This window comes from Paenibacillus phyllosphaerae (genome assembly GCF_014192105.1).
GTDB lineage: Bacteria > Bacillota > Bacilli > Paenibacillales > Paenibacillaceae > Paenibacillus_Z > Paenibacillus_Z phyllosphaerae.
On record NZ_JACHXK010000014.1, the window covers coordinates 94,042 to 117,856 of the forward strand.

Consider the following 23,815-nt stretch of genomic DNA (forward strand, 5'->3'; position numbering starts at 1 on the left):
TCATTTCCCGAAAATATGAACGGTTGCGTACGCGCCTGTACCGCCGAGATTTTGCGCCAAGCCGAGTCTCGCTCCTTCCACCTGATTCACGGCCTGACCCTGCAGCTGTTTCGCAATTTGTACAATCTGCGCCACGCCCGTCGCCCCGATCGGATGTCCGCGCGAGAGCAAGCCGCCGCTCGTATTGACCGGAATCTCCCCGCCATGCTGAAGCTTGCCTGCCTCGATCGCCTGCCATGCCGTCCCTTTGGCGAAGAAGCCCAAATCCTCCACCGCGAGCAGCTCCGTCATCGCGAAGCAGTCGTGCACCTCCGCCACATCGATATCCTCCGGCCCTGCTCCTGCTTGCGCATAAGCTTGCTGCGCCGCTTGCCGAATGGCCTCGATCGTGAGCAAGTCCGGAATATCCTGCATGAGCGGCGGTCCCGAAGCTTGCCCGGAGGCCAATACTCGAATGCCGCCGGCACCTGCCGCAATCACGACCGCGGCTGCGCCATCCGTGATCGGCGAGCAGTGATACAGGCCCAGCGGATCGGTAATGAGCCGCGCCTGCTGAATCTCGTCCAGGGTAGCCGGTTTGCGGAATTGGGCATGGGGATTGTGCTGCGCATAGCTGCGATTCTTTAATGCGACCATGGATAGATGCTCTCGCCCTGCCCCGAATTCATGCATGTACCGATTGGCGACGACGCCGAAGAAACCGGGGAACGTAAGGCCGGACATCCCTTCGCTAGAATCATTGTCCATCGCTGAGTTGAGCGCTTCGGTGACGATACTGGCCGCAGCATGCGTCATCTTCTCCACGCCGACGACGAGCGCCGTGTCATAGACGCCTGCCGCGATCATCAAATAAGCCTGACGGAAAGCAATGCCGCCTGAAGCGCAGGCCCCCTCCATTTTTACGGCTGGAATCGGTCCGAGCCCCAGCTCCTTGGCCAGAATCGAGCCGATAATTTCTTGGCCCGCGAGCTGCCCGCCAAGAAAGTTGCCGGCATAGACCGCCCCAATCCTCGGATGACCAGCCGTACGCAATGCTTCGCGGCATGCGGCTAACGCCAGCGATTTCAACGTGTCCCCCTGCCTGCCGAATCGCGTCATCCCCGTCCCTGTAACCGACACTGCTCTCATCAAGGCAACCTCCTTATAAGGGGTTTCTATTGTCAATGTATCGCAATGATGCGCATATATGCCGGAATTGTTCGGGAAGTTATCGGTTCTGCGAGCGAACGCCAAGAAGCACCTCCTCGCGATGAGGTGGCGCTAACTTGGCAGAGATGCCGGGGTTGTTAGTGAAGCAGAATTATTTCCTCGGCAATAATTTTTGCTTTCCGACAGGTTAAGACAGCACTTTTTGATCGATTGGACAACGCGGTCCGGTTGGAATGGTTTGACGACGAAATCTTTGGACCCGGCTGAGATCGCATCGAGCACCAAACCTTGCTGGCCCATTGCCGATACCATAATGATTCGGGCGCTGCCATCCATCGCCCTGATCCGCTTCACCGCTTCAATGCCGTCCATCTCGGGCATCGTAATGTCCATCGTTACGAGATCGGGCTTCAACTCATTGTCCACATACCCCCGTATCGCACGTATTGATTACCAACGGTAGCCTTTTCCGCTTTGCTTGTACATCCATACAAAATAGACTCTCGATATCATGAACGTTAACCATAACGTTATCCACGACCAGTACCAGTTCCAGTGAATGTACCGGATCAACTCCGTATTGCGCTCGATGATCACCTCGACAATTGTCATGACCGTCGGAAAGACGAGGATCCACCCCAGCTTCTTCCACCGATTGCGATTCGGATAATGAAGATTGAACAGGACGCACAACGACGGATAAATAAAATACTCGAAGGAAAAACTGGTCGCGCTGGCTTTGACGAATTCGCGGATCGGATATTCGATGAGTCCCCATTCCACGACAAGCAGGCCGAAGCTCCACGTCATCGTCTGTTTGAAGAGGAAAATGACTATGGCCTCGCGCAGCTTGTCCTTGGGCACGGCGAATACAAGGATCACCGCTGTAATCAAATTAATCGAGATGAGCAACACTCGATCCATCGCTATCTCCGACAACCACGTCACCTCCTCCTGCAAACAGTGGAATATAACCAATCCGCTTAAGCGGAATGCTGCATCTCCAACTTTGGTTGGAGATGCAAACCAATCCGCTTTAAATTTCCCATTTACCGGCAGATTATGTCGACAGCAGATGGCGCGTATAAAAAACGCCAAAAAGCCCGCTCTCGAATAAAGAGCGGGCTTGGTTAGCAGAACACGAAGATCTAACCTTCGCCTTGCATCTGGGCCTTGTCAGACGTTGTTTTCTTGCGAGGCACGGGAAAATTAAGCAGCAGGAAACCTGCCACGAATATACAGGTTCCGCCGATGACATAGCCCGTAATCGGCTCGCGGAAGAACAGATACGACCATAGAATCGTAAACAGTACCGAGCTGTTGCCGACGATGGCCACGATCGTGAACGGCACCTTCTGAATCGCCTTGGCGAACCAGAGGAAGCTGAGCCCCGTGATGACGCCGAGCAGAATGAGCGCCATCCACGCCGCAAGCGTAACCTCGCCGTGAAAGCCCTCCGATTGGAATGGCACAGGGACGGCTACCAGAATCGAGCTCCATAGGAAAACCGAGAAATTCATATTGCCCGCATCCATATCCCGCATCAGCATCCGTTGGCTGAGTACATGCACCGCCGCGCCGATCCCGGCCAGCGTGAACAGAAGCGTCGTCAGACCGCTGCCATCCAGCAGCGCGTCGAGCGGCAGACCGTTCCAGCCGACCACGATGACGCCGATCACGCATAACAAGGCCGCCATCCAGCCGCGCGCCGAGATGCGCTCGCGGAACAACAGCATCGCCGCGAACAACAGCGTAATCGTCTGTACCGGCTGCACCAGAATATTGCCGTACGCGTACCCGATGGAGATCCCGATGTTCTCGAAAATATAGTTCGCCGACTTCCCGATCGCGCCGATCCATATCCAAGCAAGCGCTGCCCGCAGCTGGATGCGGCGATCCTTCAGCAGCAGGAAGATACCGAGAAAGACGACGCCGAAGAAGAATCGCGAGAACGTGATGATCGGACTGTCTACCATCGTAGACGCCGTCTTCACGAGCACGCCGACGAAGCTCCAGGCGATCGTCGCGAGCAGGAGCAATACATAGCTCACCTGCTACCGGCCCAGCTGTTCGCGCCAGTAATGCTTCGGCTGCCAGCCGAGCAGCTGCTTGGCCTTCTCGCTGCTCAGCAGCGACTCATGCCCTTCGAGCGGCGCGCGGAAGTCGGTCACCCCCGGGTAACGGGCCGCCATCAGCTCGCGGCTCGTGATGTCCATGCTGGTCTCGTCCGAGGCCAGATTAAGCGCAACCGAGCCCAGACCTTCCGCTTCGATCGCCAGACGGCACGCCTCCGCAGCGTCCCGGGTATCGATATAGCTCCACAGGATCCGCTCGCGTTCCTCCGGATTGTGAATGAACGACGGGAAGCGCTCATACCATTCCGGCGGGATGACATTCCCGAGCCGAAGCGATACGACCTGCATGCCCGTGCGGCGGTGAAACATGTCCGCGGTCGCTTCGTTCACGATTTTGGACAAGCCATAACTATCCTGCGGCAGCTGCGGATGCGCCTCGTCCATCGGCACGTACTGCGGACCGATCGGGTGCACCGCGAAACAGATGCCGTACGAAGATTCGCTCGAGGCGATTACGGCTTTGCGGATGCCGAGGCCTGCGGCAGCCTCGAGCACATTGTACGTCGACATCACGTTATTGCGGAACGTGACTTCCGGCGAGGTCATGCCTGCGCGCGGAATCGCCGCCATATGGACAACCGCGTCTGCCCCGGCCAGGGCGCCATAGGTCTGTCCCAGATCCTCCAGATCGATGACCAGCGTCGGACATAGCGCTTCCTCCGGCTGGCGGTTATCGACGCTTAGTACCTCGTATCCTTGCTCGACGAAATGCCGGACGACCCAGCGTCCGAGCATCCCGCTTCCTCCTGTTACGACAACTTTAGCCATTGTGAGCTCTCCCTTGTATGCGGACTGTGTTGGATGATGACTATTGCAAAATCTCTTCGATGCGGCTCAGCACGTCCGCATCCAGTTCGACTCCGGATGCCTTCGCGTTCTCCGTCACTTGATCCGGACGGCTTGCCCCGACCAGGGCGCTAGCTACGTTCGGCTGGCGCAAAATCCAGGCGAGCGCCAGATTGCCGACCGACAGGTCCAGCTCGGCGGCGACGGCTTCGAGCTGCTTCACCTTGGCGATGCGCTCTTCGGTGATGCCTTTGCGAACCCACTCCAGCTTCGCCGCGCGGCTGTCTTCCGGCAGCGCGGATGCGGACGTATATTTGCCGGTCAGCAGCCCTTGAGCGAGCGGGGAGAACACCACTTGCCCAATGCCGTTCCGCGCGCTGAACGGAATGACTTCTTTCTCGATATAACGTTCGAACATGTTGTAGATCGGCTGATTCACGACGATTCGGTCCAGCAGGTAACGGTCCGCGACGCCCAGCGCCTCGGCCATCTGGGAAGCCTGCCATTCGCTGACGCCCACGTAGAGCACCTTGCCTTGACGTACCAAATCGTCGATCGCCCGCAGCGTCTCTTCGATCGGCGTCTCCGGATCGTGACGGTGGCAATAGTACAGATCGATATAGTCGTGGCCAAGGCGCTGCAAGCTTGCGTTCGCCTGCTCGACGACATGTTTGCGGGACAACCCGCGGTCGTTCGGGCCGTCGCCCATCTGGCCGTATACTTTGGTCGCGAGCACGTACGAGCTGCGCGGATACGCTTTCAACGTTGCGCCGACCAACTCCTCTGCCGCGCCCCGCTCATACACATTCGCCGTATCGAAGAAGTTAATTCCAAGCTCGTACGCCGTCTTGATCGCATTGATCGCATTCTCCCGTTCCACATAACCGCCATATGTAAGCCAGCTGCCCAAGCTGATCTCGCTAACCTTCAGACCTGTCCCGCCTAATTTGCGATACTTCACGAAACATTCCTCCCTATGGATATGATTTCGAATAAGCACAGACTCAAACTTCATTCTAGTGCAGTTCCGTAGGGATGGAAAGAAGTGAAAAAACTTTCAATATCTGATGGCAAGGGTACTAGCTATACTCCGGTATAGTACCTTCATGACGCATCCCGACGACTCCGTAACAAACCGCCTGCCGGCGTAAACAACACGTTCTCGTACAAGTCATCTTCACGTATACGGGCAACGGCGCGGCGACCTTTAACAACCTTACGACGAAGAATGTCGCGTACCGGGCCTGTATTACCTCCAGAGCGGCTTCAACCTGACCATTCAATAAGAAGCATGAAAAAGAGACTCGACATCATCGCCGGGTCTCATTTTTTCGTCCTTGCATATGGGGCGTTATGAACAGCTTCAGCCTAAGTTACGTTATTCCACCTGTTCGGAGGTAATCACCTTCACGTCCGGATTAATCAGCCACTTACCGTCCGCCGACTTCTCGATCGTATAAATATAGTGCGTGTTGTAACGAGCGTCTTCGCCCACCTCTGCCTCTTGGAAGGACACATGTGCAACGCCATCTTCATAAGCGAAAATGGTCACATTGCTGTGCGAGAATTTATCGTCGTACTGCTCGAAGAAATCGGTATAGTACGCTTCGAATTGCTCCTTCTCCCACGATGTCAGGCTGTATGTCGCCACCAGATCCGCCACATTCTCGTCGTTAAGCGCCTTGACGTTCGCCTCGAGCACGGCGAGGACCGCCGCCTTATCCGCATCCGGAACCGTCGGCTGCTGCTTAATGGCTTCCTCTGCACCCGGATAGATCGTGTCTTCCACAATGATCTCGTACACTTTCCACGAGCCGTCTGCCTGCAGCGAAGCCGTAATCGTCAGCAAGTCGTTCTGCTCCAGGTAGAAACGCGATTCGCCCTCTTCTTTGGTCGTAATGGCTTCGACGGATAATACAGCCGTAGAACGATTGTAATCAAGCAGCTCGATGTTGTCGAATACGATGTCCGTACGGATATCGCCTTCGCTATCCGCCTCGAACTGCGCCTTCAGGTCCGCCAATTGCGGCGAATTGGAAGCAAATTGCGCCAGATAGCCCGCTTCGTCCTCATTGGACGCGGCAGTTTCCAGTTGGCCGATCAGATCAGAGAGCGCCTCCGCATCTTGCTCGGATAGCTCCGGATAGGATAACTCCACGACGCGCGTGCTGCTGTTCCACTTTACGTCGAGTCCCGACGCTTCGCCGACGAAGCGCAGCGGCACCAGCGTGCTGCCGTTCACTGCGATCGGCTTGACCGCAGTTGCAAGCGCTTGGCCGTTCACGAACGTATTCGTCGTTCCGATTTGCATTTGAATGTGCGTGGAGTCCGAGATGCCTGTGATCGTCTTCGTAGCCGCGTCGTAGCCGACTTCGTAGCCGAGCGCTTGGAACAGGCTGCGGAACTCGACATACACCGTCTGCGACTGAACGACAGGCGCGACTCTGAACTGTAATTCCTCGCCGTTAAGCACAACCTTGATCGGTTTTTGCACTTGGGTGGCGGAAGGTTGGGCTGCCAGGGTAGGTTGTGCGAACGACAACGTCAATGCGGCGCCTAGCAGCAGGGCGGAACTACGCTTCATCATGAACTTTTTCAAGGGAACAGCTCCTCTTAAATCGGATAGTTAATCTCTCAATCGTTGCTAGATTAACGTATAGAAGCCCGCATCGTCAATGGCGGAAGTCAAAAAAGACTCTGGCGTGTTTACCAAAGTCTGTTACTTTTTGCTTCCTATCTTCTGCTAAGATTGAACAGCCAACTCCCTATCTATGTAGCTCTGGACTTGCGCCGTGCAGTGCCGAATATAGACAGGGTCGTCGTACAGTTTGCTGAGCATGACACCCCCTTCGATCAGGGCAATGATGACGCTGCTCGCAGCCTCCGCATCGATGTCGCTTCGAAACTGCTTCCGCGCGATCCCATCCGCGAGGATTCCTTTTAAGCCGGACATCAGCTCGCCCATGGCCGATTGCGCCCTTTGTTTCAACAACGGATGACCATCATCGCTTTCCACGGCCGTATTCATGATCGGGCAGCCGCCTTCCCACAGCTTGCGCTCGACCAGTTGGATGTACACCTCGCAGATCGCCTGGATTTTGGCCGCTGGTTCGGGCTGCTCGGCCATCGCCTCTGCTAGCAGACTTTTCAGCTGCGCCACCATATAGTCGAACGCGCCAAGCGCAATATCGTCCTTGCTTTCAAAGTGGTTATAGATGCCGCCTTTACGAATATGAGTCCGCTCAATAATCTCCGATAGCGAGGTACCGGCATACCCTTTCGTATTAAACAGCGCGGCGGATTCACGAATGATATGTTCTTTGGTCGCTTGCCCCTTTTTCATCCCGATCCCCTCTCCAAAAAAATACCGATTGGTCTTAAATTATCATACTCGCGAACCCCGTTCAATCGCCCGTTGGAAAATTATGCTTGATCTGCGCGAATTACCATGCTAGTTTAAAACAGACCGGTCGGTATTATTTTAACAATGGGAGATGATGAAGGATGATGTCTTTTCAACATATTCGGAACGCGACATCGGTTCTAACCCTGAATGGCAAGAAGCTCTTGATCGACCCGATGTTAAGCGATGTCGGCGAGCTCCCGCCGGTTCCGTTCACGCGAACGCTGCGCCGCAATCCGCTGACTCCGCTCCCGGTGCCGCTGCAATACTTCGACGACATGGATGCCGTGCTGCTAACACATCGCCATTTTGACCATCTCGATAAGAAAGCCTTGTCCGTTCTGAACAAAACCATGCCCGTCTTGTGCCAGCCTGAGGACGAAGCATTCTTGCGTGCGGCCGGATTCGTCCATATCCATCCCATCGCGAGCTCGCTCGAGTGGAACGGAATCCGCATCGAACGGATTCCCGGCCGGCATGCGCCAGGCTTCGCCGCCCGGCTGCTCGGTCCCGTGTCCGGCTATGTGCTAAGCACCCCGAACGAAGGTTCGATCTATATCGCCGGCGACTGCATTCTCACCCCTGCGATCGAGGAAACCTTCCGGCAATACCAGCCGAATGTGGCCGTCCTTAATACGCCGCGCGCGCAGATGCTGCTCGGGACCATCATCACGATGACAGCCGAAGACATCGTCCGGATCGCGGACTTAGCACCGAATACGCGGCTCATCGCCGTCCATATGGATGCGATCAGCCATTGCACGTTCAAGCGGCGGCACCTCCGGGCTTTCCTGCAAGAGCGTCTCCTAGCGCATAAGGTTGACGTGCCGGAGGACGGGGAATTGCTTACCCTCGAATAAAAACAAGGCAGCCGGTTGAAAATCCGGCTGCCTTGTTTACATCACATACATTATTTATTGCGCAAACGATGGTTTTCTAACGCTAATCTTGCCGCTTACGACTTTAATATATTCCTTATCGCCGCCATCTTCCGATGGACCGATATAGATATCTTGCGCAACAGCTTCTCCGCGTTTGTGACCAGTCATGCGATGGCGGCCATTCAAAGATCCGAAGCGGTCAGACCCGCTAACAGGACGTTTATTCATTCCGAATCCCTCCTACCAAATCATTGATGGTCATCAGCAGCTCGTCATTGTGCACTTCCACAAGCGTCGTCAGGTGTTCATGACTTAATGTTCGATTACCCGCAATATGTACGGAAAGAGCATGCTTGTTACTAAGAGGATAACATAACACATATACCTCGGCAATCTCTCTGCGTTTAAAGAACGTCCATTTTTCACCATTAAGAACATCGAGAAGGTAGATTCGTTGCTCCTCTTTTCCCTTGCGCTCATTGTCATCCATACGGAACGTTCGGCCTCTGCCGACATTCCCTCCGACTTGCATAATGCGATTGCCGATTTGCTTCCATATTGCGGCGCCCGTTACCCGAAATCCTGAAGGGGTTAACAGGGAATTGCGGATAGCTTCGGCGAACGCCGCGTAACGGTCGACCTCTTTGCCCAAGATCAAATTTCGATTATACTCCCAGAAGAAATGCAGGACGCTTTGTTTTCGCTCGAGTTCGACTCTTGGATCCTTGAACAGCTCTTCCTTTTGAATGGCGGATAAAATCTCCCCGCAAGCATTGTCTACGGCAGCCGCATATTTGCCATCTGTCCTTTGCCCATAACTAAGCAGGGTCAAACCCGCTAGATCCGAAAGCACATGGAACTCGGACACATCGGTATTCGCAATGAGGTCGCTTCTGCTTGGAAGATCTCGAGGGATGATTGCAAAAACACGTTTTCTGCCAAGCCTTCCCCAGAATAGCCCCATTTCGAATACCGTATTATCCCGTGTTATGAATACGGGCTTTTGCCGAATTAACGCTACATCGTCGGCAGCGAAAATAAACACGGCAAAATCGTTCGCGTCCAGCTCCCGCTCTAACGCCTCCATCGTAAAATCGTTCGCTTGAAAGGTCCCGGCATACCACGGATTAACTTGCGCATGATACTCGAGCTGAGCGCTCACTGCGCGAGCATAATGGATGGCTTCGCGCGAACAACCGATGAATACATTCGGTCTTCGATGGGTTGTCATGATGAACTCTTCCCCTCTAACAATGAATGTCCTTCACTATTAATAGTAGTATACAACCTCGCTATCTTAGGGGAAAGTACGTTCGCTTCTTGAAGTGATCTTTTTCGTACACGGCTATGGGGTCCATTCATGATGAACGTCGAGTTATGATAAGATGGGGCGGACACTATTATCCCTATTCATTCGATCACCAACAGGAGTTGAAAGCCCATGTTCCTGCGAAATCTATCCGTCCTGCGCCCCTCTGGCACATCAACATCCAAGCGCTACCCGTTCTCGATCCCGTCCATCCGTTCATTGGATGAACTGTCGTTCCGGACGCATGTCTCGTTCTTCGTCGGGGAGAACGGCTCGGGCAAGTCGACGCTGCTCGAGGCGATCGCTTATCAATGCGGATTCAACACGGCCGGCGGCGGCCGGAACAATGCCTACGAGGTGGACGCTGCCGAATCGGCGTTGGGTCAGGCCGTCCGCCTGTCATGGCTGCCGAAGGTGACGAACGGATTCTTCCTGCGGGCGGAGACCTTCTATCAGTTCGCCTCCCATATCGACAGCATGCCGGGCAGCTTGCCCGCTTACGGCGGCAAATCGCTGCATGAGCAGTCGCATGGCGAAGCGTTCCTCTCCCTCTTCCAGCACCGATTCGGGCGCAAAGCGATCTATCTGCTCGACGAACCCGAGGCGGCGTTGTCGCCAGCCAGGCAGCTGGCGCTGCTGCGGATCATCAAAGATCTGGAGCGGGACGCGCAATTCATTATCGCGACGCACTCGCCTATCCTGCTCGGCTATCCGGGCGCCCAGATCTTCAATTTCGATACGCAGCCGATCTCCGAGATCCGGTATGAGGACACGCTTCATTACGTCGTTACGCGCAAATTTCTGGAGAACCGACAAGCCATGCTGGACGAACTGTTCGAGGACGATTGACGCTAAGTCCTAAGTCACGCGCGCCGATAATGAAACAACAGCCAACCATGACCGTTTATCATGTTTGGCTGTTTGTCGTCGCCTCCTCAGTTGCTGCTCTTCCCCTCCCCTTCATTGTAAGAAGCACTCGCTTCGGACGACTACTACGCTTGTGACTTCTAATGCAACGATTGTGACTTACAAGGAACGTAACCTAAATATTTGGTTAGGAATGGCGCTGCCAAGCCCGGAACGCTAAGGCGCTGTGTTATAATGGAACAGGGAAATTCTAGCAGGCTTAAATAAGGAGGAACGCGCATTGTTTGGTAAAATAGCATCAGATGTGCTCGGTTTGAGCGATGTAGGCAGCGTTATTCGCCCGGAGAATTACGATAAGGTCGACGCAGACGATTACGTCTTCCATGAAGACAACGAGAAAATTTTCTTCCTCATTAAATCCAAATCCGACGAATATTGCTTCACGAACCTCGCGCTCATCCATCTGAACGGCACGAGCGCCATGAGCAAGAAACGGACGCTCATCCGCTATACGTACGGCACGCACCACATCTCCAACGTTACGCTCGAGACGGCCGGCACGGTCGACCTCGACGTCGAGATCAAATTCACGATCGGCGGCGCGGCATTCTCGATCGACGTGCATAAGAAGCATATCGAAGAAGTGAAGGACTTATATAAAGCGCTGATCCGGATCGCGGAGATTACGCACGAGAATGAATTGGCGATCGGGTTTGCCCGCCAGAGCTTGGATATGGCCGCTAACACCGTCAGCCAAGTGCATAAGGCAGAGATGAACCTGTCCGCGCAATTCAACGCCATCAACCAATCCGCCTTCGACTGGCTCGTCAATACGCAGAAGCAATACAAGGTGAAGGACTTCTCCTCCGTATTCGAGCGTTATATCAACCAATAAAACAAGCATAAGTAAACGTTACCCCCTTGGGCCACCCGCCCAAGGGGGTAATTCGCTTCCATGGTGCAGAGCGCCGATATGATGGGATGGAGCTGCCCATAATTGGCAATGCTAATGCACACTACCTCCTTAAACCGGAAGGAGTTCCTGCTATGAGAGTCCCGCTTGCCTATATCACAATCCTCGCCATCAGCCTGCTATTCCTCATGATGGCAGACATTCTGAACGGTGAGACCCCGAGAGAGGCGCTCCTCACCTTGCTGCGATCGTTCGACGTCACGACGCTCCTCGAACGAGTCGTTGTCATATTCGGATGCAGCTTACCGCTCTACATGCCCCTCTTGGCCCGATGGAGCGCCAAGCGCAAACGCCAGCGCTAGCCGGCAGCCTGCCTTCCACCTCATCGGAACCATTCAATCCTGCGGCTGGGTGAATGTCTTGCCGCGCATTCCCGTTCTCCGGATGAAAGCCTCGACCTCCACCTTGACTTCACAGCCCGCGAAGATGTCCGGCCATTCTTTCTGAATTCGTTCCCACAGCTTAGGCTGCGTCCGCTTCAATTCCGCCCATAGATTGAAGCTGTCGCTCTTCTTCGCTTGAGCAGCCTGCACCGCCAGCTCAATCTCCTGCTTCGTCTCATCCGCCAGCTGCTGCTGCAGCTTAAGCATCGCTTCCTTCGATCCGGGATCGATCGAGCAGCGCGCTTCGCTTAAGCTTCCCTCCTCCTTCACCTTGATCGTAAAGGCTGGCTTGCCTTCGACGACATGCGCCCGTACCTTCGTCGACGAACGGATCACTTCGATAGAGATGCCATTCTTCATTTCGCCGCAATCGAGGTTCACATTGGTGCTCTTCATCTGATTAAGCGCCCACACCGCGCCGCGCGCGGTCCTGCCGTCCATCCACCCGGCAAGCTTGCCCTTCGAGAGCAGCGCAATGCCTTTGAGCTCCAGGTTGGAAGTCGGCGTCGAATTGCTGTCGACGATCCTTACCCCGCTTATCGCCGGTTCGCCGCCGCCGGCCAGCTGCTTAATGATGGAGCTGATGTCCTGATCGACGTTATGCGCCCATATTTCGGAAGTGATCTTAAGCCTGCTCGAGATTGCCGTCGCATCCGACGTGGTCAATGGGGTCAATACTTTCAGGACAGACTCCGCGCTCGTCCCTCTTGCGATCGCTACCGATGTATTGAGCCTCAGTTCATGCGATCGTTCATAGAAGTCGAACAGCTCCTGAATACCCTCTTTGGCTAGCGCTTCGCCGATCACCAGCAATTGCGCATGGGCGAAGAACAGCTGCCTTGGCACTTTCTGCGTCGTTTTGCGCAAGGCGCTGAAGATCGAATAATCGACGGAGGTATAAACGATATGCGGGGCTTCGCCCGAACTGCTGCCTCTGGCTTTGCCCTCTGAAGCCCCATGCGGATTGACGATTTGGAACGACACGCGATACTGCTCGGAATTCGGGATTTTATCGATGCCGATCCCGACCACAATGGCCAGATTCCGAAGCTCCCTGCTATTCCAGCAGCCCGCAAGGAACATCGTTCCCAGGAGCAAGACGAAGAGGACCGCAATCGTCTTTCGCATTAAGGATCACTTCCATCTGTTGTCTTACCCGGCGCTTCCGAAGATTGGGGAGCGGCCTGTCCTTGCGCATGGGTACCGCCGGCTCCCAGACGAAGCCCGTATAACGTATATCGTTCCTCTTCCGGAACGTATGGGTAGCGAATCGACATATACGGGATGCCAAGCGATTGCAGCCCGCACATGTGCCCGATTAAGAATATGCTGAAGATCGCGATGCCATAGAAACCGAAGATTGCAGCCGCCACCATCATGGTGAACCGGATGATACGGATGGTCGTTGCCAAGTTATACGAAGGGTTGGCAAAGCTCGAGATACCGGTAAGCGCAACCACGATAACCATGGCCGAGGAAATAATGCCGGCTTCCACCGCCGCCTGTCCGAGCACCAGCGCGCCTACGATCGATACGGCCTGTCCGATCGCCCGCGGCATGCGAATGCCCGCCTCGCGAATGACCTCGAAGGTCACCTCCATCAGGAACGCCTCCAGGAACGCGGGGAATGGCACGCTTTCCCGCTGGGAAGCGAGACTGAGCAGCAAGGGCGTCGGGATCATCTCCTGATGAAACGTAATCGCGGCAATATAGATCGAGGGGCCGAACAAGGCGATGATCAAGGCCGCGTAACGCAATGCCTGCACCGCAAATGCCGACTCCGGACGCTGGTAATAATCCTCTGCCGATATCAAACCCTTGAAGAACGTGAACGGGGCGATCAGCGTGAAAGGCGTTCCGTCGATGAAAATGGTGATGCGCCCGTCCAACAAGTTGCGGGTAACCATATCCGGCCGTTCCGTGTTCATGATCGTCGGGAATGCCGTCTTCCGCTGATCGGACAAGAGCTCCTCCAGATGCTCTGAGCCCTCCAGCGTCTCGACCGACAACCGATGAATCCGATCGCGAATCGTCTTCACGCAGGATGGGTCGGCTTTTCCTTCCAGGTACATGATCGCCACGTTCGTCTGCGTGATCGAGCCGATCTTGTAAGCCTCCAGCCGGATGTTCGGACTTTTTATCTTACGGCGCACAAGCGCTACATTCGTCCCGATCGATTCGGTGAATGCTTCCTTCGGGCCGCGCACGACCACCTGGGTCGAAGGCTCCGTGACCGCTCGCTGCTCTCCGCCCTTGGTATCCCCGCATAGCGCATCCGTGCACCCTTCGATGAAGATAATGGTATCGCCGGACAACAGCGCAAGCAGAATGCCGTCCCAATCCGACTTGGCGCAGATCTCGCTAATCGCAAGCGTACGGGCAAGGACGTAATCGAGCAAGCTTTGTCCGGGAGCCGGGTCGAACGAGTCATCCGACATTAACGACTGGAGAATAAACTGGCTCACCGTTTGCTTATCCGTTATGCCGTCGGTGTAGATCGCAGCCACTTGCCGTTTGTCTGCCCCGATCTCGAAACGCCGGATTACGATGTCCGGGCTGTCGCCCAGCATCTGAACGATATAAGCGATGTTGCTCTCCAGGCTTGCGGCGATCTGCTTAGGCGCCTGCGCAGCTTGGGTATCCCCCTTATGCTCGTCCAATGTCGAGCGGCTCCGATTCGAGTTGTTGAAGAACATCCGCTACACCTTCTCGCATGGAATAGCCGTCCGTATGGCCGCTCATGAAGACGGACGGCTGAACTTCTGCCTAACCAACTGTACGACGAACAGAAGAACCGGAATGTAGATCAGGAAGATCGGCTGTATGGTCGTGAAACTTTTGGTTCCCTCCGCGCCATGCTCAGGGAAGCTCCAAGCCGACATGATGGAGACCAGGAAGATGGTGCTTCCGATCGGATAGGCCATCTGCTTCATCTCTTTTATTCGGAAAACATCGGCTACGATTGAGGTTGCCGCATACGCGTACATCGTCATTTTGAAGAATACCCCGATAATGAGCGCCAGAATGACAAGCGCGTCCAGCCGCTCGACGAACTCGGCGACCTCAACGGTCGTGATGGCCGTAAACAAGGGAAAGGTCGAACGCGAATACATATCTTTGCCGATGACGGACACCTCGATGGCATGGGTCATACTTAACATGACGGAACTGGCCAGTATAGCCAGCATGCCGATCTTGCCCGCAGCCTGATTCTGCTTCAGATGGGGCAGCACCGTTGCGAACGTAATCACTTCCGCGAAAGGAAACAAGAAGATATTCGGATACGCGCTCCGAAGCGTAGGCCCGACGCCTTCCCCCCAGATCGGCAGCAGATCCCGGATTTCGATCGTTCCGGACAGCAGAACGGCCATATCGCTCAGGAGGCCTAAAGCGATAATGAAGATGATGTAGATTTCGCCGAGCCGGAACAGGACCTGGACGCCTTTGTGCACGATATAGATGACCGTTGCGATCATCGCCGCATGTACGATTACGATCGGCGTCTGGTCATACGAGGTGGTGATCAATAGATCCCCGGCCTCGCGCAAATTCCGGGCGGAGATGTACATAAAATAAATGCCGTACATCAAACCGATCGGCAGCCCGATGTAAGGCCCGACGATCTGCCGGATATAGGCACTGAGAATTAAGGCCGGATACCGCCTGTGCAAATACATCAGCAGCCAATAGAAAATCATGCCCGCAGGCATGGCAAGAAGGATGGATAGCCATGAATTCTGCGCGGAGGTCAGGCCGATCGGCAGAACGAGCGCGGTTCCGAATTCGAACAGAATGATCATGGCGAATAATTGAGTCGGACTGATCGCGGACGACTTGGACATGTCTCGATCACCTTTCAGACTGGTTCATTTTCTGCTGCAAACTTGATGATAGCTTTCCATAATAAGGGCATTCTTATCCCTGAAGCTGTCCGCATCCGTACGGAATGACCATGAAGATTAACGGACAACCTATCGTTACAACGAATGTGAGCCTCTGGCGCAGAAAAATCACAGTGACTTCAAGGGAGGACATATGGCCAAATTCGTATTCAAGTGGCTGGTTAACGGCGCGATCGTGATCTCGCTGATGATGTATTATACAGAAGCCACCTTAACTGAAGCCGCGATCGCAGCAACGGGGTTAACGATTGTCGCCTATATCATCGGGGACCAGCTTATCCTGCGCAAGACCAACAATATTGTCGCGACGATCGTGGACTTCGGTCTTAGCGCGGCCTATCTGTATGTTGTAGCTGATTTTCTGGATTGGGGTTTATCGCTCGACGAGCTCTTCTTTACTTGCTTGATGCTCGGAATATTCGAATTCGTGTTCCATCGTTTTATGCTTAGCGACCATAGCGAGCGCGAGCGCGCATAGCAGCAGCGACAAGCAACAGGCCATTCAATAGGATGGCCTGTTTTCGGCGTCCGAACAACAAAAGAACCGGACCCCCGTAAGGGCCCGGTTCTTGCTGCGGTGTACAATATTAAGCTTTGCCTGCGGAACCGAACTCGCGCATTTTGCCAGCAACGGTTGCTTTGATTGCATCGCGGCCTGGTGTCAGGAATTTACGTGGATCGTAAACTTCAAGGTCCTTCGTCAGGATTTCGCGAGCGACTTTCGTGAACGCGATTTGGTTCTCTGTGTTCACGTTGATTTTTGCTGTGCCCAGGGAAATGGATTTCTTGATGTGCTCAGTAGGAATACCTGTGCCGCCGTGCAGAACCAATGGAAGTTTGATTGTTTGGCAGATCTCTTCCATTTCTTTGAAGCCCAGTTTCGGCTCGCCTTTGTAAGGGCCGTGAACGGAGCCAAGCGCTGGCGCGAGGCAGTCGATGCCTGTGCGCTCAACAAGCTCTTTACACTCAGCTGGATCTGCGTAGATAACGCCGTCAGCTACAACGTCGTCTTCTTGGCCGCCGACTGTACCCAGCTCGGCTTCAACGGAAACGCCGCGCTCGTGAGCGTAAGCAACAACTTTGGAAGTTGTTTCAACGTTCTCTTCGAACGGATGGTGCGAAGCGTCGATCATAACGGACGTGAAGCCTGCGTCGATCGCTGCTTTACATTTCTCGAAGCTGGAGCCATGGTCCAGGTGGATTGCAACTGGAACCGTGATCTTCATTTCTTCGATCAGGGACTTAACGATTGCTGTTACAACCGTGAAGCCGCCCATATAACGAGCTGCGCCTTCGGAAACGCCCAGGATAACCGGGGACTTCTCTTCTTCTGCTGCAGCAAGGATCGCTTGTGTCCATTCCAGGTTATTGATGTTGTATTGACCAACAGCATAACCTTCCTTAAGAGCCTTGTTGAGCATGTCCTTCATCGAAACTAATGCCATCTTAAAAATCCTCCCTCAAAATAACTACTGCTAAGACTCGATCTTTGCAAAGTTTATTATACACATATATTTGTCCAATATCGAACCCTTATAGCGAGGTTTGACGTAAGAAAATGCATCTTTTTTCTTGTAATCGCATTCATTACAGGAAATATTCCCGAAAAGGACATTTTTCGTTATTGGCCAAGCTCTTTCAGCTGGCCTAACGTATCCGTAATATTCGACAGCGTCTGCATCATCGGCGATTGCTGCAGAGCCTCCAGATCGATAACGTTCGTCTTCAGCTGCTCCAGATACGTATTGATCTCGGCAAGCAGCGTCTCGTTGTAGCTTAGCAGTTTCTGATGGATTTCGCTGGCGAACTCGGGCGCCGTCAGTCCGTTGAATGCCGTAATATTGTCTTTCATCGTCACGAAGGATTGTTCTAATTGATCGCGGGCAGCCGGATCGAGCACAGCCTGTTGGGCCAAGTCAGGAAGTCCTTGGGCAAAGGCGGTCGCATCATTCACATACGAGGTCGCCTCGTTCACGTAATCCAGCGAGCTGTCGATCGTGTTCCACAGCGAGCAGCCGGCAGTGAACAATGCGCCGGCCAGCAGGAGCATCAGCAAGACGGGGCGTGTCAGCTTCTTTCGTACTTTCATGGTTATTCATGCCTCCATTCCTCATTCGAATTGCATTCCTACCCTCCTATTACTCCCCAAGGCATGGCGCGGTTCCTTTTTCTTATGCCCGAAGTTCGCACGCCGTGAAGAAACGAAATTTCACCATGCCCAAAAAAGCCGGCTGCGCGCGCAACCGGCCCTTCTTCTATCCGTTGGCGCTATCCGTTCGCTCTCGGGCGCCTCCAGCCTCTGGCTTCCGCGGCGAACTCAAAATTCGGCAACTGAACGATAACCTCCGTTCCGCTGCCCAGCTCGCTGCTCACCAGCATATCGCCGCCGAATTGTTTGACGATCTGGTAGCACACGACCATCCCTAATCCTGTGCCGGTCGACTTCAGCGAATAGAACGGCGATCCCAGCTTGTTCACCTGTTCGGGCGTCATGCCGACGCCTTCATCTTTGATCCGAATCGCATAGTTGCCCGTTTCCTTCATCACGCTCGTGTGAATGCTGCCTCCGTCCGGCATCGATTCAATCGCATTCTTGAGCAAGTTAATGAGCAATTGGCGCAATTGCTGCGGGTTCACGTTAATCCAGCATTCGGATACGGCTTCGATCTTGATGTTGACCCCTTGATTGGCCGCGTAGGCTTCGATGACATTCGCCGCTCGGCTCAACTCGCTAGCCAGTTCAATCCGCTGCCGTTCTTCCGAGGCGGGTTTGCCCACGGCGAGGTAGTCGCTAATAATCGAGTTGGCGCGGTCCAATTCGTCGATGGACAGCTTAATGAACTGCCGCTTCTTGGAAGACAGCTCGGGACTGTCCAGCAGCTGCAGGAATCCTCTCGTCGTCTGCATCGGGTTGCGGATCTCATGGGCGAATAAGCTCGTTAGCTCGCTGATCGTGCGCAGCCTTTCGGCTTCCAGCCGCATGAATTGCATATGGTAGATAAATTCGTTCATGCGGACGACAACGCCGGTCATGATCAACACGCAGGTCAGTTGAATGAGCTGGACGGACAAGACGTCGAGATAGCTCCCCCGCAAGAGTGCGGTCCAGCCAATCCCCATGACGCTGTAGGTGGCAGCGAGCAGGATAGCCAGCACGACGCGGCGGCCGGCGTTCGCCTTACTGAACGTCTTACGCATCAGAATCATCGGAGGAACGCCGGTCAATAGGGTCAGCATCGACGTGATGAACCCGGCATCGAACCCGATATATAGTCGGTAGAGGATCAACAGCGCGGCCAAGAGAGCCCCGCTGCCCGTTCCTCCGTACAGGAAGGCAAGCATAAGCGGAATGACACGCAGGTCAAGCCGGTATCCCTCGCCATAATAGATGGGGAAAGACATGCAGATGAGCAGCGTAAGTCCCCATAACAGGACCATGATTAGCTTCTTGTTCTTCTCCCAAGGCAATTGAAAGCCGAACACGGGCATGGCAACAAGTGCGATCTGCAGCAGAAAGTCTTTAATAACATCCATAGTACAAGATGACCTACCTCATGTTGGGACTTGCGAAAGCCGGAATCAACTTATCCGTTGCCCCTAAATTTCGCGATCTACTCTATTTGATTCGACGCCAACTGCAAATCCCCCTTCTCAGCGGCTATATTGTACATGGTGTATACCAGTTGTACAGCGGTAAGCGCCCTCAACTTTCCTTCCGTTGGATACATATGATGACAACGTCTACCTGCACAGAAGACGAAAGGATGAGACCCATGAAAATATTGGCGATTGCGCCTGATCGGTTACCGCTGCCTCCTATTAAGGGCGGATCGGTTGAAACCGTCATGTATCAGTTCTTTTCCCGGTTGGCTCGAACGGAACGCGTTACGATGGCCAGCTGCACCCATCCGGCATTGCCGAACCGCAGCCTAGCCGGCAAACTGACGATCCGCCGGTTCCCGTACCGGAACGGCCAGGCCTACATCAAGGCCGCCCTGGATACGTTGAGCAAGCAAAACTTCGACCTCATCCAGGTCGATAACCGGCCGGCGTTCGTTCCGGCCATTCGCCGCGCCTTCCCGGCGACCCCGATTATCCTATCGCTGCACTCGCTGCATTTTCTATCGCGGTTATCCCGTCGGCAAGGGGGTGCAGCGCTAGCCCAAGCGGACGGCGTCACCTGTGTCGTGAAGTCGCTGACAAGCACCTTCAAGAACATGTATCCGCAGCACGCACGCAAATTCAGGCCGATGCTGCTCGGCGTAGACACAGCTCAATTCCGGCCGAGATCCAGTGCCTACAAGGCAAGAATCCGCACCAAGTATCGTCTGAACGACAGCTATAATTTGTTGTTTGTCGGGCGCATCATCCCAAGGAAAGGGCTTCACACGCTAATTGAAGCGGCCGCCATTCTTAGAAGAACGAACAAACGTATAGCGGTCGTGGCCGTCGGTGCTTCTTGGCCGGGCGTCAAGCGGGAAAGCCCTTATATGAAGAGAGTGAGGCGGCTGGCCAAACGGCTAGGCGTACCGCTCCGATTCATGGGCTATGTGCCGCCGAAGCGTGTCCACGAGATGTACCACCTCGGCGACGTGTTCGTATGCCCTACCCAGTTCCAGGAAGGCTTCGCCTGCGTGAATTCGGAAGCGATGGCATCCGGCATTCCGTTGGTCGCTTCGGCTCGCGGCGGAATCCTTGAAGTCGTGCAGCATCGGCGCAGCGGTCTCCTTGTTAAGTCTTACAAAAGCCCCAAGGCGTTCGCCGAGGCAATCGGCCAAATCCTGACGAACCCCGCCTTGGCCAAGCGGCTGGCCGGCGGCGGCCGCTCGCGCGTCGTCTCCCGCTTCGGCTGGAACAAGGCTGTCGCTAATCTGAAAGCCTATTATCGAAGCAAACTTTAGGCGGCATATCTCAGGTCATGCCAGGCCAGACGAGACCAGGCCGACTGGCGGCCGAATACAACAAAGGCCCGATACCACTCACGGTATCGGGCCTTGCCTGTTATTGGCTTGGAGCCTCGCTGCTGTCATGCTGCAGAATCTTCGAGGCCAACAGCGTCAAGTCCAGCAGGTCGATTTTGCCGTCATTGTTGAGATCGCCCGGCTTGGCGACCGCCCACTCCGGATCTGCCGATGTTGCGCCATAATGCGCCGCAATCATCGCGAGGTCGCCGATGCTGTACCGCTCATCGCCGTTCATATCGCCAGTGGACGGCGTGTCGGTCGACAGTTCAATGATGTGCGAAGCGCCTTGGATCTCGGACTCGTTCCCTTTGCCGTCCGCAACTTGGAGCGATCCGATCAAGACCGTCACCTGATTCGCCGAGGCTTGATTGTTGACCTTGAACGTCAGTTTGAGATACTGTGCGTTCGGCTCGGGATATTCCGTATTCGTATGGGCGCTAATTATCCGCACGCCAGCTTCAGCCACCTCGTAATCGAGCAGCTGCAGCCGTTCCTCATCAAGCGACGCTGCGCCTACGAACGTCAAAGCCTCCTGATCATATGTGACCAGCATATCCTGCGCATACACGTGCTGATAGAGGTTCTGGATGCCGAATACGAGATCGACCGTGTCGCCGGCAGCCGCTTCTTGAGGTCCGGTCAGTGTTGCCGCAGTCGGCCCGACTTCTCCGCGGAGAATAAGCTCGGCCACGATGAGCAGATCCAGGTAATCGACCATCCCGTCCGCATTAAGATCGGCCTTCGCGTAAGAAGCCCATTCCGGATCGGCGTCCGTCTTGCCGAGCGCCTTCACGACGAGCGCCAGATCGCCGATCGATAAGGAACCGTCCCCGTTCAGATCGCCGTCGATAGCTGCGGCGCGGGCGAAGCTGCGGAGCGCGGCCTCTTCATTGCCGCCTGTCGAGACCGCAACGCTGGTTACTTCGATCTGCGGCACGACAGGGATGCTGAGATCTTGCGCTTTCCACCGCAGGACGAGCTGATTGCCTGCCGTATTGCCGCTGCCACTGCTTGCCGCGAGCAGACGAAGTTCGCCTTCACCCTCAAGCTGTCCGGCAACGATCCAGTCCTCATTCGCCGACCCGGCTTCTACGAATTCCACTTGCGAAGGATCGTATGTAATGAGAATGTCCTGCGCGAGCACCGGTTCGGTCGTTCCTTCGAGCGTGTAGAAGGTTTCGAAACTTTGACCCGCTTCCACAGCAGCAAGCTCGGAGAGCTGTCCGTAGACAGAAGGGCTTGCCTCTGCCGCCCAGCTTATAGAAGGTCTAACACTTATGACTGACAGTAGAAGAAGTGCAAGTACGAATAAGCCTGTCCTCTTGTTCATCCGTATGAACCTGCCTTTCACCGATATCGTCCTGTTCATGAATGCATTAATGCGGTCATTGCAATCACAGTCATCTGTGCCGATCAGCCGAACGATCGCCCCCTCTAAACCTTCCTGATTTTTCCTCTACAGACCACTATAAAGCGTTTACACGAATTAGAAAATAGAAAAATCGGTAAACATTTTGCAAATTTACGCACAAAATGCCAGATGCTGCATCCTAACGTTCAAGATAGAAGAAAGGGGAAGGCCGATTGGCCTTCCCCTCCTTACTCATTGCACCTCAAGCTTCTTCATCTTGGTCACATGTAACTCGTCCTGATACAAATGAATATATACCGTATAGGAACCTTGAACCTCCGGCGTCGCTTCCGCGGTGAATCTTCCGTCGCCATCAGCCTCGGCTTCAATAAACTCAGGCAATCCTTTGTTATCCGGCCGGCGGAGTTCGAAGGTGACCTGCGCCCCCTCTTGCTTGGCCAGCCCGGTTACATTCGCCACTAGCTTGCCGGCTCGTCCGGCCTCCATCGTGTTAGGCTCCGTCGCAAGCTCGACGGTTACCGCCTCCGCATTCCCCTCTTGCTCTGAGGAAGCACTGCTCGTACAGCCGCTAAGCAGCGCAATCGAGAGACAGCAGCTCATGATGATCAGCAATACCTTCGCTCTCAATCTCGTCATTCCTTTCTGTGCGATCCTCGTTATATTATACCCCGTCAAGCTGGTATCGCTATGACTCGATGGGGCTATTATCCCCCTCTATTATGAACGCTTTATGACTTCTCGCCGGCGACGCGCGCGACTGCTTCGAACGGATTGCGCAGACTGTAACCCAGTCCCCAGATCGTAAAGATCATTTTACTTGCTTCTTCCGAGACGGCAGCAAGCTTCTCCCGGATCCGTTTCACATGGGTATCAACCGTGCGATGATCCCCTTTCTTATCCGCATCGTAGCGCCATACCTCGCGGAGCAGCTCCTCCCGCGTAAAAGCAATCCCATGATGGCGCGCCAAGAAATAAAGCAAGTCGTATTCCTTCAACGTCAAACGAATCTCCGTCCCCATGACGAGCACGCGATGAGCTCCCGCTTCGATGGTGAGATACGGCAGCACGATTCGGCCTGGCGTCCTTGGCAACTCCTCCCGATCATAGATAGCGGAACGGTTAAGAAGCGCCCTTATCCGAAGCACCACCTCGCGCGGGCTGAACGGCTTGGTTACGTAATCGTCCGCGCCGGCCTCGAAACCGGCTAGTTTGCCGTATTCATCGCTGCGGGCGGTGACCATGACGATTGGCGTTTGTTTCTGCCGCCTGATCGATTGGCACACCTCGATTCCGTTCATCCCCGGCAGCATCACATCAAGCACGATCAGCTTGTAATCGTAGGCAAGCGCCTTCCGAAGCGCATCCTTGCCGTCCTCCGCATGATCGATCTCGTAATGCTCCTTCTCTAGGTACATGCCAAGCAAGCTGCGAATTCGTTGTTCGTCGTCAACAAGCAATATACGCTCCTGTCTCTTCTCCATGTTGTTCTCCACTCTCTTCCAGTATGTCTCTATTCCTGTCTATTTCGCCTCTTGGCTCTTATGGCCCGGGCTATTCTCTCTATCCAGCATAAGCTAAGCTCGTAAGGCGCATAGTTGTGCCTATGCCTTCCTACGTCCATCATAGGGTAATCGTCGCAGCATTGCGTGTGACCGAATTGGGTCGTTTTCGTGGATAAGATGTGACTTTTT

Annotated in this window: 24 protein-coding genes and 1 pseudogene; 6 read left to right on the forward strand and 19 right to left on the reverse strand. The window is 54.5% G+C overall.

Features of this window, described 5'->3' with window-relative positions:
• The 8 genes and pseudogenes from FHS18_RS23865 to FHS18_RS23900 all read right to left on the reverse strand — a co-directional run bounded on the left by FHS18_RS23865 (window position 1) and on the right by FHS18_RS23900 (window position 7,413).
• Window positions 1-1,128, reverse strand: coding sequence for a thiolase C-terminal domain-containing protein (locus FHS18_RS23865; RefSeq protein ID WP_183602890.1), 1,128 nt, complete (start codon window positions 1,126-1,128; stop codon window positions 1-3).
• A gap of 219 nt (window positions 1,129-1,347) precedes the next feature.
• A pseudogene (locus FHS18_RS23870) lies at window positions 1,348-1,566 on the reverse strand (response regulator); the annotation flags it as partial.
• A gap of 33 nt (window positions 1,567-1,599) precedes the next feature.
• Window positions 1,600-2,088 (reverse strand): CBO0543 family protein, encoded by a 489-nt coding sequence (locus FHS18_RS23875; protein ID WP_246427867.1) that lies wholly within the window; start codon window positions 2,086-2,088, stop codon window positions 1,600-1,602.
• A gap of 209 nt (window positions 2,089-2,297) precedes the next feature.
• Window positions 2,298-3,200, reverse strand: coding sequence for an EamA family transporter (locus FHS18_RS23880; RefSeq protein ID WP_183602891.1), 903 nt, complete (start codon window positions 3,198-3,200; stop codon window positions 2,298-2,300).
• A gap of 3 nt (window positions 3,201-3,203) precedes the next feature.
• Window positions 3,204-4,052 (reverse strand): NAD-dependent epimerase/dehydratase family protein, encoded by an 849-nt coding sequence (locus FHS18_RS23885; RefSeq protein ID WP_183602892.1) that lies wholly within the window; start codon window positions 4,050-4,052, stop codon window positions 3,204-3,206.
• Between the two features lie 40 nt (window positions 4,053-4,092).
• Complete coding sequence (locus FHS18_RS23890) at window positions 4,093-5,031, reverse strand: aldo/keto reductase (protein WP_183602893.1); 939 nt, start codon at window positions 5,029-5,031, stop codon at window positions 4,093-4,095.
• Window positions 5,032-5,448: 417 nt separating this feature from the next.
• Complete coding sequence (locus FHS18_RS23895; protein ID WP_183602894.1) at window positions 5,449-6,669, reverse strand: copper amine oxidase N-terminal domain-containing protein; 1,221 nt, start codon at window positions 6,667-6,669, stop codon at window positions 5,449-5,451.
• Between the two features lie 144 nt (window positions 6,670-6,813).
• On the reverse strand, window positions 6,814-7,413 hold the full coding sequence (locus FHS18_RS23900; protein ID WP_183602895.1) for a TetR/AcrR family transcriptional regulator: 600 nt from the start codon (window positions 7,411-7,413) through the stop codon (window positions 6,814-6,816).
• 161 nt (window positions 7,414-7,574) lie between these two features.
• Here FHS18_RS23900 and FHS18_RS23905 point away from each other — a divergent pair, with 161 nt between their 5' ends.
• Complete coding sequence (locus FHS18_RS23905) at window positions 7,575-8,333, forward strand: MBL fold metallo-hydrolase (RefSeq protein ID WP_183602896.1); 759 nt, start codon at window positions 7,575-7,577, stop codon at window positions 8,331-8,333.
• 54 nt (window positions 8,334-8,387) lie between these two features.
• Here the strand turns inward: FHS18_RS23905 and FHS18_RS23910 are convergent, their stop codons facing one another.
• Together FHS18_RS23910 and FHS18_RS23915 are read right to left on the reverse strand one after the other, a co-directional pair.
• Window positions 8,388-8,582, reverse strand: coding sequence for a hypothetical protein (locus FHS18_RS23910; RefSeq protein WP_183602897.1), 195 nt, complete (start codon window positions 8,580-8,582; stop codon window positions 8,388-8,390).
• Window positions 8,575-9,585, reverse strand: coding sequence for a TIR domain-containing protein (locus FHS18_RS23915; RefSeq protein WP_183602898.1), 1,011 nt, complete (start codon window positions 9,583-9,585; stop codon window positions 8,575-8,577). Before FHS18_RS23915 ends, FHS18_RS23910 begins: the two co-directional genes overlap by 8 nt.
• Before the next feature lie 210 nt (window positions 9,586-9,795).
• On the opposite strand from FHS18_RS23915, the gene FHS18_RS23920 reads away from it, so the two are divergent.
• The 3 genes from FHS18_RS23920 (at window position 9,796) to FHS18_RS23930 (ending at window position 11,805) form a co-directional block, all read left to right on the forward strand.
• A complete protein-coding gene (locus FHS18_RS23920) occupies window positions 9,796-10,512 on the forward strand; it encodes an AAA family ATPase (RefSeq protein ID WP_183602899.1) in 717 nt (238 codons plus the stop codon).
• Between the two features lie 298 nt (window positions 10,513-10,810).
• Entirely contained in the window at window positions 10,811-11,425 is a 615-nt protein-coding gene (locus FHS18_RS23925; protein ID WP_183602900.1) for a PH domain-containing protein, read from the forward strand.
• Window positions 11,426-11,577: 152 nt separating this feature from the next.
• Window positions 11,578-11,805, forward strand: a complete 228-nt coding sequence (locus tag FHS18_RS23930) for a YczF family membrane protein (RefSeq protein WP_183602901.1) — start codon at window positions 11,578-11,580, stop codon at window positions 11,803-11,805.
• A gap of 33 nt (window positions 11,806-11,838) precedes the next feature.
• Here FHS18_RS23930 and FHS18_RS23935 read toward each other — a convergent pair whose 3' ends face one another.
• From FHS18_RS23935 to FHS18_RS23945, 3 genes are read right to left on the reverse strand one after another with little or no spacing between them, the layout of a single operon-like run.
• Entirely contained in the window at window positions 11,839-13,014 is a 1,176-nt protein-coding gene (locus tag FHS18_RS23935; protein WP_183602902.1) for a Ger(x)C family spore germination protein, read from the reverse strand.
• On the reverse strand, window positions 13,014-14,582 hold the full coding sequence (locus tag FHS18_RS23940) for a spore germination protein (RefSeq protein ID WP_183602903.1): 1,569 nt from the start codon (window positions 14,580-14,582) through the stop codon (window positions 13,014-13,016). The genes FHS18_RS23935 and FHS18_RS23940 overlap by 1 nt, the downstream gene beginning before the upstream one ends.
• A gap of 42 nt (window positions 14,583-14,624) precedes the next feature.
• On the reverse strand, window positions 14,625-15,728 hold the full coding sequence (locus FHS18_RS23945; protein ID WP_183602904.1) for a GerAB/ArcD/ProY family transporter: 1,104 nt from the start codon (window positions 15,726-15,728) through the stop codon (window positions 14,625-14,627).
• Between the two features lie 193 nt (window positions 15,729-15,921).
• On the opposite strand from FHS18_RS23945, the gene FHS18_RS23950 reads away from it, so the two are divergent.
• Window positions 15,922-16,266, forward strand: a complete 345-nt coding sequence (locus tag FHS18_RS23950; RefSeq protein WP_183602905.1) for a DUF2512 family protein — start codon at window positions 15,922-15,924, stop codon at window positions 16,264-16,266.
• Between the two features lie 109 nt (window positions 16,267-16,375).
• On the opposite strand, the gene FHS18_RS23955 is transcribed toward FHS18_RS23950, so the two are convergent.
• The 3 genes from FHS18_RS23955 to FHS18_RS23965 all read right to left on the reverse strand — a co-directional run bounded on the left by FHS18_RS23955 (window position 16,376) and on the right by FHS18_RS23965 (window position 19,322).
• The gene (locus tag FHS18_RS23955) at window positions 16,376-17,233 is read right to left on the reverse strand and encodes a class II fructose-bisphosphate aldolase (RefSeq protein WP_183602906.1); all 858 of its coding nucleotides are present in this window, start codon (window positions 17,231-17,233) and stop codon (window positions 16,376-16,378) included.
• Between the two features lie 176 nt (window positions 17,234-17,409).
• Complete coding sequence (locus tag FHS18_RS23960) at window positions 17,410-17,877, reverse strand: DUF6376 family protein (protein WP_183602907.1); 468 nt, start codon at window positions 17,875-17,877, stop codon at window positions 17,410-17,412.
• 179 nt (window positions 17,878-18,056) lie between these two features.
• Window positions 18,057-19,322 (reverse strand): ATP-binding protein, encoded by a 1,266-nt coding sequence (locus FHS18_RS23965; RefSeq protein WP_183602908.1) that lies wholly within the window; start codon window positions 19,320-19,322, stop codon window positions 18,057-18,059.
• A gap of 239 nt (window positions 19,323-19,561) precedes the next feature.
• Here FHS18_RS23965 and FHS18_RS23970 point away from each other — a divergent pair, with 239 nt between their 5' ends.
• Window positions 19,562-20,689, forward strand: a complete 1,128-nt coding sequence (locus FHS18_RS23970; RefSeq protein WP_246427868.1) for a glycosyltransferase family 4 protein — start codon at window positions 19,562-19,564, stop codon at window positions 20,687-20,689.
• Window positions 20,690-20,789: 100 nt separating this feature from the next.
• On the opposite strand, the gene FHS18_RS23975 is transcribed toward FHS18_RS23970, so the two are convergent.
• The 3 genes from FHS18_RS23975 to FHS18_RS23985 all read right to left on the reverse strand — a co-directional run bounded on the left by FHS18_RS23975 (window position 20,790) and on the right by FHS18_RS23985 (window position 23,605).
• Complete coding sequence (locus FHS18_RS23975) at window positions 20,790-22,082, reverse strand: cohesin domain-containing protein (RefSeq protein WP_183602910.1); 1,293 nt, start codon at window positions 22,080-22,082, stop codon at window positions 20,790-20,792.
• 273 nt (window positions 22,083-22,355) lie between these two features.
• A complete protein-coding gene (locus FHS18_RS23980) occupies window positions 22,356-22,760 on the reverse strand; it encodes a hypothetical protein (protein WP_183602911.1) in 405 nt (134 codons plus the stop codon).
• 92 nt (window positions 22,761-22,852) lie between these two features.
• Complete coding sequence (locus FHS18_RS23985) at window positions 22,853-23,605, reverse strand: response regulator transcription factor (protein WP_183602912.1); 753 nt, start codon at window positions 23,603-23,605, stop codon at window positions 22,853-22,855.
• Window positions 23,606-23,815 lie beyond the last annotated feature (210 nt).

Coding starts and splice junctions, on each gene's coding strand:
- FHS18_RS23865 (WP_183602890.1), bottom strand. CDS start 1,128: ATGAGAGCAGTGTCGGTTACAGGGACGGGGATGACGCGATTCGGCAGG.
- FHS18_RS23885 (WP_183602892.1), bottom strand. CDS start 4,052: ATGGCTAAAGTTGTCGTAACAGGAGGAAGCGGGATGCTCGGACGCTGG.
- FHS18_RS23900 (WP_183602895.1), bottom strand. CDS start 7,413: ATGAAAAAGGGGCAAGCGACCAAAGAACATATCATTCGTGAATCCGCC.
- FHS18_RS23905 (WP_183602896.1), top strand. CDS start 7,575: ATGATGTCTTTTCAACATATTCGGAACGCGACATCGGTTCTAACCCTG.
- FHS18_RS23910 (WP_183602897.1), bottom strand. CDS start 8,582: ATGAATAAACGTCCTGTTAGCGGGTCTGACCGCTTCGGATCTTTGAAT.
- FHS18_RS23915 (WP_183602898.1), bottom strand. CDS start 9,585: ATGACAACCCATCGAAGACCGAATGTATTCATCGGTTGTTCGCGCGAA.
- FHS18_RS23920 (WP_183602899.1), top strand. CDS start 9,796: ATGTTCCTGCGAAATCTATCCGTCCTGCGCCCCTCTGGCACATCAACA.
- FHS18_RS23930 (WP_183602901.1), top strand. CDS start 11,578: ATGAGAGTCCCGCTTGCCTATATCACAATCCTCGCCATCAGCCTGCTA.
- FHS18_RS23935 (WP_183602902.1), bottom strand. CDS start 13,014: ATGCGAAAGACGATTGCGGTCCTCTTCGTCTTGCTCCTGGGAACGATG.
- FHS18_RS23940 (WP_183602903.1), bottom strand. CDS start 14,582: ATGTTCTTCAACAACTCGAATCGGAGCCGCTCGACATTGGACGAGCAT.
- FHS18_RS23945 (WP_183602904.1), bottom strand. CDS start 15,728: ATGTCCAAGTCGTCCGCGATCAGTCCGACTCAATTATTCGCCATGATC.
- FHS18_RS23950 (WP_183602905.1), top strand. CDS start 15,922: ATGGCCAAATTCGTATTCAAGTGGCTGGTTAACGGCGCGATCGTGATC.
- FHS18_RS23955 (WP_183602906.1), bottom strand. CDS start 17,233: ATGGCATTAGTTTCGATGAAGGACATGCTCAACAAGGCTCTTAAGGAA.
- FHS18_RS23960 (WP_183602907.1), bottom strand. CDS start 17,877: ATGAAAGTACGAAAGAAGCTGACACGCCCCGTCTTGCTGATGCTCCTG.
- FHS18_RS23965 (WP_183602908.1), bottom strand. CDS start 19,322: ATGGATGTTATTAAAGACTTTCTGCTGCAGATCGCACTTGTTGCCATG.
- FHS18_RS23970 (WP_246427868.1), top strand. CDS start 19,562: ATGAAAATATTGGCGATTGCGCCTGATCGGTTACCGCTGCCTCCTATT.
- FHS18_RS23975 (WP_183602910.1), bottom strand. CDS start 22,082: ATGAACAAGAGGACAGGCTTATTCGTACTTGCACTTCTTCTACTGTCA.
- FHS18_RS23980 (WP_183602911.1), bottom strand. CDS start 22,760: ATGACGAGATTGAGAGCGAAGGTATTGCTGATCATCATGAGCTGCTGT.
- FHS18_RS23985 (WP_183602912.1), bottom strand. CDS start 23,605: ATGGAGAAGAGACAGGAGCGTATATTGCTTGTTGACGACGAACAACGA.